12 protein-coding genes are annotated in these 12,948 nt (G+C 67.6%); 7 read left to right on the top strand and 5 right to left on the bottom strand.

The genetic code is table 11. From position 1 onward, the window contains the following. Window positions 1–13: 13 nt before the first annotated feature. Together DL991_RS11420 and DL991_RS11425 are read left to right on the top strand one after the other, a co-directional pair. Window positions 14–1,051: a serine hydrolase gene (locus DL991_RS11420; protein WP_125783757.1), complete on the top strand. Its 1,038-nt coding sequence runs from the start codon at window positions 14–16 to the stop codon at window positions 1,049–1,051. A gap of 101 nt (window positions 1,052–1,152) precedes the next feature. Further along, a complete protein-coding gene (locus DL991_RS11425) occupies window positions 1,153–1,629 on the top strand; it encodes a hypothetical protein (RefSeq protein WP_148106361.1) in 477 nt (158 codons plus the stop codon). 47 nt (window positions 1,630–1,676) lie between these two features. Here DL991_RS11425 and DL991_RS11430 read toward each other — a convergent pair whose 3' ends face one another. After that, complete coding sequence (locus DL991_RS11430; protein ID WP_125783761.1) at window positions 1,677–2,414, bottom strand: hypothetical protein; 738 nt, start codon at window positions 2,412–2,414, stop codon at window positions 1,677–1,679. A 1,100-nt stretch (window positions 2,415–3,514) separates the two neighbouring features. Here DL991_RS11430 and DL991_RS11435 point away from each other — a divergent pair. Continuing rightward, window positions 3,515–4,762 carry a WD40 repeat domain-containing protein gene (locus DL991_RS11435; protein ID WP_125783763.1) on the top strand — a complete coding sequence of 416 codons (1,248 nt, stop codon included), beginning with the start codon at window positions 3,515–3,517 and terminating at the stop codon, window positions 4,760–4,762. A 144-nt stretch (window positions 4,763–4,906) separates the two neighbouring features. Here the strand turns inward: DL991_RS11435 and DL991_RS11440 are convergent, their stop codons facing one another. Further along, window positions 4,907–5,578 carry a TetR/AcrR family transcriptional regulator gene (locus DL991_RS11440; RefSeq protein WP_125783765.1) on the bottom strand — a complete coding sequence of 224 codons (672 nt, stop codon included), beginning with the start codon at window positions 5,576–5,578 and terminating at the stop codon, window positions 4,907–4,909. A gap of 82 nt (window positions 5,579–5,660) precedes the next feature. On the opposite strand from DL991_RS11440, the gene DL991_RS11445 reads away from it, so the two are divergent. Beyond that, entirely contained in the window at window positions 5,661–6,638 is a 978-nt protein-coding gene (locus DL991_RS11445; protein WP_199746307.1) for an SDR family NAD(P)-dependent oxidoreductase, read from the top strand. Window positions 6,639–6,709: 71 nt separating this feature from the next. Here the strand turns inward: DL991_RS11445 and cysC are convergent, their stop codons facing one another. Together cysC and cysD are read right to left on the bottom strand one after the other, a co-directional pair. Beyond that, entirely contained in the window at window positions 6,710–8,536 is a 1,827-nt protein-coding gene (gene cysC / locus DL991_RS11450) for an adenylyl-sulfate kinase (protein WP_125783769.1), read from the bottom strand. Further along, entirely contained in the window at window positions 8,536–9,444 is a 909-nt protein-coding gene (gene cysD, locus DL991_RS11455; RefSeq protein ID WP_125783771.1) for a sulfate adenylyltransferase subunit CysD, read from the bottom strand. Before cysD ends, cysC begins: the two co-directional genes overlap by 1 nt. Before the next feature lie 77 nt (window positions 9,445–9,521). Between cysD and DL991_RS11460 the strand changes: the two genes are divergently transcribed. Further along, complete coding sequence (locus tag DL991_RS11460) at window positions 9,522–9,998, top strand: nuclear transport factor 2 family protein (RefSeq protein ID WP_125783773.1); 477 nt, start codon at window positions 9,522–9,524, stop codon at window positions 9,996–9,998. Window positions 9,999–10,036: 38 nt separating this feature from the next. On the opposite strand, the gene DL991_RS11465 is transcribed toward DL991_RS11460, so the two are convergent. Next, window positions 10,037–10,912, bottom strand: coding sequence for a helix-turn-helix domain-containing protein (locus tag DL991_RS11465; protein ID WP_125783775.1), 876 nt, complete (start codon window positions 10,910–10,912; stop codon window positions 10,037–10,039). Window positions 10,913–10,999: 87 nt separating this feature from the next. Between DL991_RS11465 and DL991_RS11470 the strand changes: the two genes are divergently transcribed. Further along, window positions 11,000–12,169 (top strand): DUF1214 domain-containing protein, encoded by a 1,170-nt coding sequence (locus DL991_RS11470; RefSeq protein ID WP_199753919.1) that lies wholly within the window; start codon window positions 11,000–11,002, stop codon window positions 12,167–12,169. Beyond that, window positions 12,166–12,948 carry an SDR family oxidoreductase gene (locus DL991_RS11475; protein WP_125783779.1) on the top strand — a complete coding sequence of 261 codons (783 nt, stop codon included), beginning with the start codon at window positions 12,166–12,168 and terminating at the stop codon, window positions 12,946–12,948. The genes DL991_RS11470 and DL991_RS11475 overlap by 4 nt, the downstream gene beginning before the upstream one ends.

Below are 12,948 nucleotides of genomic sequence, written 5' to 3' on the forward strand. Positions count from 1 at the left end.
GTAGGGTTCGCGAGTGGATACCAACGTCAATCGTCGTCGCCTGCTGGGGCTGGGCACGGTCGCCGCCGCGGGTGCGGTGCTCGGCACGGCGCAGATCGCTCACGCCGCCGAAGAGTCCGAATCGGACACCGCCGCCGCCGACGCTTCGGCCGCCGCACGCCGGATTTCCCAGGTCTACGCCAGGGAAACCGCGAAGGCGGGCGGCACGTGGTCGTCCTACATCAGCGTCGCGGATTCCGCCGGGAACCTGGTTCCCGCCGTCGCCGAGCGGGCGGACGAGGTGGTCGAGGCGTACAGCGTCAACAAGATCGCCGTCGCCACCGCGGTGCTCGACAAGATCGACCGCGGACTGCTCACCTTGGACCAGCGCGTCGACGTCACGGCCGACATCGTCATCAAGGACACCGACGGCATCTTCGCCCTCGACGGGGCGTACCCGAGTTCGGTGACCCTCGGGCACGCGATGGCCGCGCTGCTGACGCTGTCCGACAACACCGCCGTCCGCCTGTGCGGGCTGGTCTGCCCCGCCGCGGAACTCAACGAGATCCTGCGCGGCAAGGGATTCGTGCACACCCAGGTCGTTCCCGTGGCGAATCCGAACCGGTTCTTCCTCGGCAAGACCACCCCGGCCGAGACGCATGAGCTGCTGCGGAAACTGGTCGGCGGGACCCTGCTTTCGGCGAAGTCCACCGACTACCTGCTGAACATCCTGCGTTCGCTGAGCGCGTTCACCGACGGCGTACGACTCGGCCTGACCTCGGCCGAGCGGCTGCGGGTCGCCACGAAGGCGGGCTGGTTCAACGACGGCCGCAACGAGGCCGGCGTGATGTTCAGCGCCGACGGCAAGCCGATCCTGACCTATTCGCTGTTCGCCTCCGGTGAGTTCGCGGGCGATCCTGCGGTCACCAAGGACGACTACGCCGCGACGCATCCGGCGTTGAAGGCGCGGGCGAAGCTCGGGAAGACGATGTTCCGGTCGGTCGAGAAGCTGACGGCCACCACCGCGCGCACCTACGTGGCCGCGCCGTATCGGGCATCCAACGGCGGCTGAGGATTGCTGGGCCCGGTGCTCATGTCGCGAAAGCCACTTTCGGGAAACGTTCTGTCACGCCGATGAGCGTGCTCCGGCCAGGCGGCGCGGTAGCATCTGGTGTGTCCCCGGTATTCGATGTCTATGTGTGGGTGGAGCCCGGCGACCGGGACGGCTCGTTGTCGCGCTTCATCGATCGCTACGTCGACGTCGAGCAGCCGGGTGACCCGAGATTCCCGGCGTTCGTTCGGACTTTTGTCTCGTATGACCCCGCTCATGGTGACGCTGACGCGCTGGCGGAGCTACGTCGGGATGACGCAGCCGAACGTGCCTTCTCTCTGTACCTACGAGCAATCGGGTATTACGGTGCCATCGTCACCGTTACGGAGGAAGGGGCCTTCGTACTCGGCCTCAGTCTCGATGGTCCCTTGAACGTGTCCGAGACGACGCGGGAGGCAGCTGATCTGATGGCCGCCCTCATGGCGGAGTTCGCTGCGACCGGCGGGATAGCCGGAGTCGAACTCGCGCCACCACAATCCGCAGCCGAGTGGAGAGACGCATACGTCCTCCTGCGTACGGTGCGGGCTGGGACAAGGTGACAGTCAACGTCCACTTCTGCCGCAGTGCGGACTGCTGACGAACGCGCTCAAGGATCCGATAGCCCGGAGCCGGGAGGCACGGGGTCCAGCTCTGTCTCGGGCCATGACTGTGGCGCGGGGCCGAACGCGCGTCGGGCGGCTCGGACTGCCAGGGCGGCGACGGTGGCGTTGGCGCCACCGCCGATCACCGCGCCGATGCCGAACGGAGCCACCCGGCCGAGCACGATGATGCCCTGCTTGGTGCCGTACTTGGTGATGAAGTTCTTGCCCAGGACGCTGTTGATCTGGCGCAGCGTCGCGGTGGGTACCTTGCTGACGAGCTGGCGGGCCCAGTGCTGACCGGTGCGCTCGGCGACCTTGCCGACAATGGTCGTGGAACCTGACTGGCCGAGCAGGATCCCCATGACCAGCGTCCGCCGACGTTCGATCTCGTCCAGCTGAACGCCGTGGACCTCGGCGACCGAGAGCACGAACAGGGTGCTCAGTTCGAGCGAAGAGAAGGCCTCACCCGCAGACAATGCCAGTGCGACCCCGGTGCCGACGGCGGGCGCGGCCGCGGTGGCCCCGACCGCGGCCCCTGTGCCCGCCAGGGCACTGACGTACATCCGCTCCAGGGTGCGTACGACCTCCGCCGGTGTCGCATCCGGGTTGCGCTGACGGGCCCGCGCGATGTTTTTGCGCACCAGCGGTGTCTGCAAGCCGATGGCCTTGTCCAGCAGCTCGAGAACCCGCTGTCCCGGCCCGCTCGACGCCGGCATCGGTCGTTCAAGGGCATCAGAGGCCACAGCGAGCTCCTTCGCGTCGTCAAGGCGTCGCCCAGTCTCTCACCCGCGCGGCCAGAGCCCATCGATCACCCACGTCCGCCGCATCACGCTGCTCGGCCAGATCTTCGCTGGAACCTGGGCGTATGCAATGGCGTCCGGGGCGTATACGGAAATCACTGACCGCGTCACCGCACTCACACGGGTCGAACACCAGCCCATAGCGATGCGGCAACACGCGCTCATGTCCCGATGTGACTTAGCCGGGCATACCGGATGAGGTCAGGCTCGGTTCTCTGTGGCTAGGCCGTGTCCTGTGAGTCTGTTCGATGGGCTTCGTGATCCAGGTGGTTCCTGGCGGTGCGGGCGGATCGGCCTCGTACCGGGTCGTACTCGGCCGCGTCCGCCCGTGCCGTCAGGGACCACCTGGGCGCGAAGACCGCGAACATGACTTACAGGACACGGCCTAGGTCGTCGATGATCCATCGCAAGGCGCTTCTGCGTTCGAGTACCGCCGGTACCTCGGGTTCTGGCTTGACTTGGGCTCGCAGTGCTCCCGCAGTCGCCTGAGTTCGTCGATCATCTCGTGTAGCCGGTCCGCTTCTGTCATGCCGGCAAGCCTGGAGGGTCGGCGGGGACACGCACAACACCATCTCCCGACTGGTTCGGTGTTCGGCGCGTCCGTGCTCGGCCTGAGTGGTCATGGAGCTTTCAGAACTCAATGGCACGGTGTTCCGAATAGCGGCCCTTGCTCACCTCGGTCCCTGCACCGGTGTCTCTCGGGCACATTCGGAGTCAGATCTGCGAATTCTTCGCCTGGTGTCAGGAGCGCGAACTCGTGCCGCTGGCCGAGGGGCGAGCACGGATTGAACTGTGCGCCCTGGCGAATCGCCGACGCTCGGCTTGTCGCATCTCCAGTTTGAGGCGTTGCCGACCGCCGCGCGGGAATCAGCCAATCAGTTTCAAGGACTTTCGAAGTCTGTGCCGCGGATACCAGTGACGTCGGTGAGGAAGCACGGGCACCGGATTCTGCGTGTGGCCGGCAGGCCGTGCGGTGCCGTCCTGCCGAAGTGTGGACTTTCCTCTGCCGGCCTTGGTGCTTTCGAGCGAACCGGGACCGCCCCATGCTGAAGGACACAATTCGCGGACGCCGCGCCACTAGAATTCGGCGTCATGGATACGAGGCGACGTCGGTGAACGACCTCCCACCCGTGGCCGGCAGCGGCTCACCTGCCCCCGAGACACACAACGAGTTGACCGTGTCGGCGAAGACGAACATGGTGGTGCAGGCGAACACCATTTCTGGGGGTGTCCACCAGTATCTCGGTACCCGGCGGCGCGCGCTGATGGCGGGCGCGGGCGCGGGCGGCATCGCGCTGGTGGTTACCCTCGTCCTGGTGTTCTGGCTGGCCACGGACGGCCAACGGACTGGGGTCGACATCAACCCGCTGGCGCCGCCCGTCACGGCACGCGAGCTCGGCACCCTGTCCGGACACACCGCCAACATCACCGGGATGGGGTTCAGCGGGGACGGCAAGGTCCTCGCCACGGCGAGTGCGGACAAGACCGTGCGGCTGTGGGATGTGCCGAACCACAAGGAGCTCGGCTCCTTCGACACCGGCTCGGCCCACGGCGTGGCGATGAGCCGGGACGGGCGCACGGTGGCCGTCGCGCCCTCGGGCCGGGGTGTGCAGTTCTGGGACACGGCCAGCCGTCAGCAGGTCGGTCAACCGCTCAGCGAGACCGAGGGCATGCGCGGGCTGCCGATCTTCAGCATGGTGGTGAAGTTCAGCCCGGACGATCGGCTGCTGGCCACCGGGGAGCTCAGCGGCAAGGTCCGGTTCTGGGACGTGGCCAGCCACAAGCAGGTGGGCGAACCCCTCCTCGGCCACACCTCCGGCGTCCTCGCCATGGCGTTCAGCGCGGACGGCCACTTGCTGGTCACCGCGGCGGTGGACAACACGGTGCGGCTGTGGGATGTCGACAGCCGGCAGCCGCTCGGCCGGCTTCCCATCGACGCCACTGGCCCGGTGCTGAGCCTGGCCCTGAGCCCGGACGGACGTACCCTTGCCATCGCGGTGTCCGGCCTGACAACCGAGTTCTGGGATGTGGCCGGCCGCCGTCGGCTCGGTCAGCCGGTCAACAACAGCGCCGTGAGCGTCTCGTTCAGCCCGGACAGCCAGCGCCTCGTCACCGCGAGCGCGGGCCAGGGGGTGCAACTGTGGGACGTCGCCAGCCGCGAATCACGCGGTGACCCCATTGGCACCGCCGCCGCCGCGATGTACGTGCTGTACAGCCCGGCTGAACAGACGTTGGCCACCGTCATGATGGACCACACCGTGCGCCTCTGGGACATGAGCGGCCTGGGCTAGTGGATCACCCCTGCTTTGCTGTCGGGGGCTGCGCTCTCGGCACGGACTACAGCCCGGCCAGTGCGGTAGGCAGCCGTCCGCTGCGCTGCACGCATGCGCCTCATTGCGTCCGTCAGGAAAGTCGGTAGCGGTATCCGATGTCGGTCATCGGTGGGCGCGGGTTGCCTTTGCGCCGTGGGAAGCCTGTGGAGCGGCGTTCCCGGTGGAGTCGAGCGTTCCCGCGTGGTGCAGGGCGATCTCCGCTGCGTGTTGCATCGCGGCGCGGGTCCGTTCCGGGGGCTCGCCGCGTTGGAGGCTGGTGACGGCGGCGGCGCTGATGGCACCCATCAGCGCGCCGACGACGCCGGCTGCGGTGATCTCGGTGAGCTTGTCCGGGTACGCCTTGTGCAGCGCTGCGGCGATTCGGGTCTGTGCGGTGAACATCGTGTGCAGCACGCGGGCCTGAACGGCGGGCGTGGTGACCACCAGCCGGGCACGGAGCGCTGCCAGCCCGTTCGGCAGGTCACCGGCGGCGGTGTGGGCGATCATGTTCTTCGTTGCCTCTGTCAGTACCTCGCGCATCGGCGCGCCGGGCCGCCGTCCCTCGATGGCCCGCACAGCCAGGTCGGTCCTCGAACCGCCGTCAGCCAGTAGCACGTCCTCCTTGGTGGGGAAGTGCAGGAAGAACGTGCGCTTGCTGACGTCGGCGGCTTCCGCGATGTCGGCCACGCTCGTCTGGTCGTAGCCCTGTTCGGCGAACAGGCGGACGGCCGCGTTCACCAGCGCCTGCCGGGTGAGCAGCTTCTTGCGTTCACGACGTCCAACTTCGTCTGGCACAGCACGAGCATAGTGCACCACATAACTCAATACACCTAGTGTATGAGTATACTGAGTGCATCAATAGTGGAGAGGTGTCGTGATGGGCGAGTTGACTGGACGGACGGTGCTGGTGACCGGTGCCGGGCGGGGTATCGGCCGGGCGGAGGCGCTGTACCTGGCGGCCCGCGGCGCGAACGTGGTCGTGAACGACCCCGGCGTGGAGATCGATGGGCATGGGGGCGATGAGGGGGTAGCCGCTGCGGTGGTCAACGAGATCCGCGCGCGGGGCGGGCGGGCGGTGGCCGACACCGGCAGCGTCACCGATTGGGTGGACGCCCGGCGCATGGTCGATTTGGCCGTCGCGGAGTTCGGCGACCTGCATGCGGTGGTCAACAACGCCACCATTGAGGTCAACAAGGGGCTCGAACGATTGACCGAAGCGGAGTTCGACGACGTTGTGGCGGTCAAACTGAAGGGGACCTTCGCGGTGAGTCGCTGGGCCACGGCGTACTGGCGTGGCCGCGTGGACGACGGAGTGCGCATCGACCGTGCCATCGTCAACACCGCTTCGGGCTCCGGACTGCTCAATCCACTGCCCACGCAGACGAACTACGCGGCGGCGAACGCCGGAGTCGCGGCCATGACCACGGTGCACGCGGTGGAACTGCGGCGGTTGGGGGTCAGGGTGAACTGCGTCAGCCCGTCGATGGTGCGCACTCGGCTGACGAACCCGGTGCCCGGCATGGACCAGACACCGCCTGAGGGGGAACTGGACCCGAAGGACCCTGCCGTGGTGGCCCCGCTCGTCGCCTACCTGGTCAGCGAGGGCTGTCCACTGACCGGCCAGGTCCTGTCGGTGCGCGGCGGCTCGATCGCGGTCAACCACGGCTGGACGCGCGGCGAGCAGATCAACAAGGACAGCGAACTCTGGACAGTGCCCGAACTCGCGGAAAACCTGACCGCGCTGCCGCTTGAGGACCCGTTCGACCGGTTGGCGATCGCGCTCGGTGGCGCCCTGGGCATCGACGGCCGCGACGAATTCGAGGCGATGGTCAACGCGGAACTCGACAAGAGCTGAACGGTGCGGCCCGCGACAGAAGAGCAGCCTCCCGCTTCGGCAGCGCCAGGTGATGCGGAAAGGGCTTAGGACTACTCCAGGGCGGCGAGGATCAGCGCGGCCATCGCGGTGGGATCCCCGTTCTCCGGGCGCAGCACCAGATCCGCGTTCTCCGGCCGCTCGTAGGGAGCGTCCACCCCGGTGAACCCGCTGATCTCGCCGGCCCTCGCCTTCGCGTACATCCCCTTGGGATCGCGGTCTTCGCAGACCTCGAGCGGGGTGTCGACGAAGACTTCCAGGAACGGCAGCCCGGCCGCCTCGTGCGCGGCGCGGGCGAGTTCGCGGTCGGTCCGGTACGGGCTGATCAGGGAGACCACCGACACCACACCGGCGTCGGCGAACAGCTTCGCGACCTCGGCGACGCGGCGGACGTTCTCGGCGCGATCGGCGGGGCTGAAGCCGAGGTTCCCGTTCAGCCCGTGCCGGAGATTGTCGCCGTCCAGCAGGTACGCGGGCTTCCCGGACGCGACCAGCCGCCGCTCCAGTTCCACGGCCACACTCGACTTCCCGGACGCGGAAAGCCCGGTGAGCCAGACGGTGAGCCCGCGCGTCGCGCGTTCCGCCCTGGTGACCGCGGCGGTGTGCCAGACGACGTTCGACGCCGTCACGCTCGGCCCGGTGATCATGCCCGCGGCGACCGTCGCCCCGGAATGCTCGTCGACGAGGAGGAAACCTCCGGTGGAGCGGTTGCGGCGGTAGGAATCGAACAGCAGCGGTTGCCGCGTGCGGAGCCGGATCCGGCCGATCTCGTTGAGGGACAACGAGTTCGCGGTCTCGTCACGGTGCAGGGTGGTCACGTCGAGCCGGTAGTCGAGGTCGCGGATCTCGGCCTTGGTCTCCCGCGTGGTGTGCCGCACGAGGTAGTTCGAGCCGGGCGTCAGCGAGCCTTGTTCGGAGAACCAGCACACCATCGCGTCGACGTCCCGGCCGGTGTGCGGACGGTTGCCGGGGCGGCAGATCAGGTCGCCGCGACCGAGGTCCAGGTCGTCGGCGAGTTCGATCGTGACGGCCTGCGAGGCGAAGGCTTCGGTGACCGTGGTGCCGCCCGGCCCCCAGATCGCGCGCACCGTCGTGGTGAAGCCGGACGGCAGCACGGCGACCTCGTCACCGGGTTTGAACACCCCGCCCGCGACGGTGCCCGCGTAGCCGCGGAAGTCACGGCTGTGCTCCCGGATCACGTACTGCACCGGGAATCGCGCGTCGATGAGATTGCGATCCGAGGCCACATGCACCTGTTCGAGGTGGTGCAGCAGGGAAGTCCCTTCGTACCAAGGCATCCCGGCGCCGCGGTGCACGACGTTGTCGCCGTGCAGCGCCGACATCGGCACGAAGGTCAGGTCGGGAACCTGGAGTTTCATGGCGAAGCGGCGGAAGTCCTCACGGATCTCCTCGAAGCGCTCCTGTGACCAGTCGACCAAGTCCATCTTGTTGACGCACACCACCAGATGTGGGATGCCCAGCAGAGTCGCCAGGAAGGCGTGCCGCCGCGACTGTTCGAGCACACCTTTGCGGGCGTCGATCAGGACCAGCGCGAGATCAGCCGTGGATGCCCCGGTGACCATGTTCCGGGTGTACTGCACGTGCCCCGGCGTGTCGGCGATGATGAACTTCCGTTTGGGGGTGGCGAAATACCGGTGGGCGACGTCGATGGTGATGCCTTGTTCGCGTTCGGCGCGCAGGCCGTCGGTCAGCAGAGCGAGATTCGGATACGCCTCGCCGCGGTCGCGGCTGGTGCGTTCGATGGCTTCGAGCTGGTCGGTGAACACCGTCTTCGAATCGAACAGCAGGCGGCCGATGAGCGTCGACTTCCCGTCGTCGACGCTGCCCGCGGTCGCGAGGCGGACCAATGAAGCACCCATCAGAAGTAGCCTTCCTTCTTCCGGTCTTCCATGCCCGCCTCGGAGATCCGGTCGTCGGCGCGGGTGGCGCCGCGTTCGGTGAGCCTGCTGATGGCGACCTCGGCGACCACTTCGCCCGGTGACGTCGCCGTCGACTCGACGCAGCCGGTGCAGGTCGCGTCTCCGACTGTCCGGAAGCGAACCGTTGCCTCGTAAGGGGTTTCGCCTTCGCCCAAGGTGAGGAAGCGGGTGTGTGCGAGCAGCATGCCGTCCCGCTGGACGACCAGGCGCCGGTGCGAATAGTAGATCGACGGCAGGTCGACGCCCTCGGCCTCGATGTACTGCCAGATGTCGAGTTCGGTCCAATTCGACAGCGGGAAGACGCGGATGTGCTCGCCCTTGCGGTGCCTGCCGTTGTAGAGATTCCAGAGTTCCGGCCGCTGATTGCGCGGATCCCATTGGCCGAACTCGTCGCGGAAGCTGAACACCCGTTCCTTCGCGCGGGCTTTCTCTTCGTCACGCCGCGCTCCGCCGAACACGGCGTCGAAGGAACGCTCGCGGATTCCCCGCAGCAAGGCCGCGGTCTGGAGGCGGTTGCGGCCCGCCTTCGGATCTTCGACGACCCTGCCCGCGTCGATGTCGTCCTGGACACTGGTGACGACGAGCCGGAGCCCGTAGGTGTCGACCGTGCGGTCCCGGAATGCGATGACCTCGTCGAAGTTGTGCCCGGTGTCGACGTGCATCACCGGGAACGGCGGTGGTGACGGCCAGAACGCCTTGGCCGCCACGTGGAGCATCACCATCGAGTCCTTGCCGCCGGAGAACAGCAGCACCGGCCGTTCGAAGGTCGCCGCGACCTCGCGGAAGATGTGCACGGCTTCGGCTTCCAATGCTTCGAGATGGGTGAGCTCGTATGCCGGGGACCCCATCGTGACCTCCGTGGTTCGAGATCAGGAAAGTAGAACAAGTTCTTGTGCTTGGTCAAGGGGAGGAGGACGCTGTCGGCATGGACCTGGTCGCACTCGAAGAGATCCGACGCCTCAAAGCCCGTTACCTCCGGTGCCTCGACCTCAAGCTGTGGGACGAGATGGCCGAGACCCTGACCGTCGACGCGCACGCGCGGTACGGCACGCCGTCCTACGGCAAACCGCTGACCTTCGAAGGACGCGACGCGGTCATCGAGTTCTTCCGGAACGCCGTCGGGCCCGGTATCACCACGGTGCACTTCGCCGGGCAGCCGGAGATCGACGTCGACGGGGACACCGCGACGGGCACCTGGCTGATGCGGGACAAGGTGATCGTGCCCGAGCACCGGGTGGTGATCGAGGGCGCGGCGTACTACGAGGACACCTACCGGCGGGTGGACGGCGCGTGGCTGACCGCTTCGACCCAGTACGACCGGCTGTACGAGACGATGATGTCGATGGACGACGTGCCAAGTCTCAAACTGACCGCGAACCGCTGGTCCGACCCCCGCGATTAGTCACCTACTTGCGGGCGTCGACCCCCGCAAGTAGGTGACTAGTTGCGTGGCAGGCCGCCCGATTCGGTGGTGACGGCATCGGCGGCGGCGACCAGCGCCGCGCCACGGCGCGCGATCTCGGCGCCGGTGATCGGCTTGCCGACCGACATCGTGAGCACCAGCTCCTGCCGTCCCGAAGCGTCGAACGTCGGCGCGGCGAGCAGGCTCACCGCGTGTTTGCGGCGTGGCTCCAGATCGGCGCCGAGGTAGACGCGCTCGCCGAGGCTCGACACTAGTTCTCCCACCAGGCCCCGCACTTCCGGCGGCAGCTCCTCGGCGCCGACGCCGGCCATCAGCGCGTAGAGCCGACGGCCCGCGGTGGTCAGGCTCTCCACCAGGTAACCGTGCTCGCGGCATTCGGCGACGACGCGGCGAAGATGTGCTTCGTCCAGCCGCACCGGCACCGCCGGGGGTTTGGCGAGCCACGCGTCGAACGCCGCGTCGGAGTCCCACAGCACGTACATCAGGCCGACCGGCGGCGCGAACGGATAGGTCTCGCCCAGTTTCACCCGGCCGGGCCCGGCGCTCTGCAGCATGAGGATCCGGTCGCCGACCACGGCCGACGCCGTGCACGTGGCGCCGTATCGCCTGCTCAGCTCCTCGAGATGACGGCGCGCGACCTCGCTCGCGCCGAAGCCCTCGCTCGCGACGCGGCCCGCGGCGACCATGGCGGGCCCCAGCCGGTACGTGACCGGCTGGGGGTCCCGGACCAGGTAGCCGCCCGCCGTCAGCTCGGTCACGATGCCGAGGCAGGTCGGTTTGGCGAGGTCCAGCTCGCGCGCGAGTTCCGAAAGGCCGAAGCGGCGGCCGGGGTGCGCGGCGAAGAAGTCGAGCAGCCGAACGACCCGCTCGGTGGGCGGTGAGCGTCGGGTCATTGACCCATCCTTAGAACGCGTTCTAGTCTGATGTCGCGAAGAACGTACCAAGTCGGTACGTATTTGTACCAGTATGAGGAGTCGCCGGTGCTCACTCAACCGTTCGCGGACGCGATCGTCGAAGCCGAGAAGGTCATCGCGGAGGCGCCGCACATCCGGACCGAACAGGATCTGGTCGAGGGGTACGACTACCTCGCCGGCAGCATCCGAGCGTCCTTGCAGATGGCGTGGGCCTACGAACGGGACTATCCGTTCTTCACCCAGTCCACCGGGCCGTACACGAAGATGGGCCTCGACAATCCGGACACGCTGTACTTCAACGCGAACATCCGCGAGGACCGCGAGTACGTCGTCACCGGGACGCGGGGGAGCACGGCCGACGTCAGTTTCCAGGTCCTCAACGGCGACTACTCGCCCGTCGAGGTGCCCGACAGCCTCGCCGCCTTCGACGACCGAGAGATCGAGATCGCCGAGGACGGCTCGTTCGAACTCCGCTTCGGACCGGCGAAACCCGACCCGGGACCGAACTACTTCGTCCTCGGCCCTGGTTCGTCGATGCTCGTGGTGCGCGAGGTCTACAGCGACTGGGCCACCGAACGCCGCGGCACGATCCAGATCCAGTGCGCGGACACCGCGGGCGGCGCACCCTCGCCGCTCACCCGCGACGGGCTGGCCAAACGCTACGGCGTCACCGGCAAGATCCTGCTGAGCAGGCTGCGCACCTTCCTCGCCTTCCCGAAGTGGTTCTACCTGAACCTCCCGGTGAACACGATGACCGAGCCGCGGCCCACGCCGGGCGGCCTGACCACCCAGTACTCCTCGGCCGGGCACTACGAACTCGGCGACGAAGAGGTCATGATCGTCACGGTGCCGCGGTCCGACGCGCCTTATCAGGGCATCCAGCTCGGCAGCGTCTGGTATCTCTCGCTGGACTACATAAACCATCAGACGAGCCTCACCGCCGACCAGGCGCGGGTCGATCCGGACGGCAAGATCCGCTTCGTGATCAGCGAACGCGATCCCGGCCTGGCGAACTGGCTCGAACGCACCGGGCACGACCGCGGATACGTCCAGATCCGCTGGCAGCGCCTGTCCCGCGCGCTGGACAAAGCCGACGGTCCCGAGGTCGAGGTCGTGAAGTTCGGCGAACTCGCCGACCGGCTGCCGTTCCACGACGAGGCGCGCGTGACGCCGCGGGAATGGGCGGATCGGATCTCGGCCCGTCAGAAGGCTGTCGCGGCGAGGATGCTGGGATGACAGATCTCTTGCAGGACAAGGTGATCGTGGTCTCCGGGGTCGGCCCGGGGCTCGGCAGGTCGATCGCCGTGCGCTGTGCCGCGGCGGGCGCCGACGTCGTCCTCGCCGCCCGCACCGAATCCCGACTTGCCGAGGTCGCCAAGGAGGTCGACGCGCTCGGCCGCCGCGCGGTCACCGTGCCCACCGACATCACCGACGACGCTTCGGCGACGAACCTCTGCGAGGCCGCGCTGAAGGCGTTCGGCCGAGTGGACGCCTTGGTGAACAACGCTTTCGCCATCCCGCCGATCATGGATCTCGCCGACGTCGACCTCGCCGACGTACGGGCGGGCTTCGAGACCAACGTGCTCGCCGCGCTTCGGCTCACACGGCTGTTCACGCCGTCGCTCGCGGAGAGCGGCGGTTCGGTGGTGATGATCAATTCGGCCGTGCTGCGGCATTCCCGGCGGACGTTCGGCGCGTACAAGATGGCGAAAGCGAGCCTCCTCGCGCTCGCGCAGAGCCTCGCCGCGGAACTCGGGCCGCGCGGGATCCGGGTCAATTCCGTGGCACCCGGATACATCTGGGCGGATTCACTGAAGTGGTATTTCGCCTACCTGGCCAAGGAACGCGGGGTTCCGCCGGAGCAGGTGTACGCCGAAACGGCGGAGACGATCGACCTGCGCCGCCTCCCGGAGCCGGACGAGATCGCCGACACCGTCGTGTTCCTTGCCTCGTCGCTCGCCCGGTGCGTCACCGGTCAGTGCCTCGACGTCAACGCCGGCGAATACCATCACTGA

The organism is Amycolatopsis sp. WAC 01375, from assembly GCF_003947325.1.
Lineage (GTDB): Bacteria > Actinomycetota > Actinomycetes > Mycobacteriales > Pseudonocardiaceae > Amycolatopsis.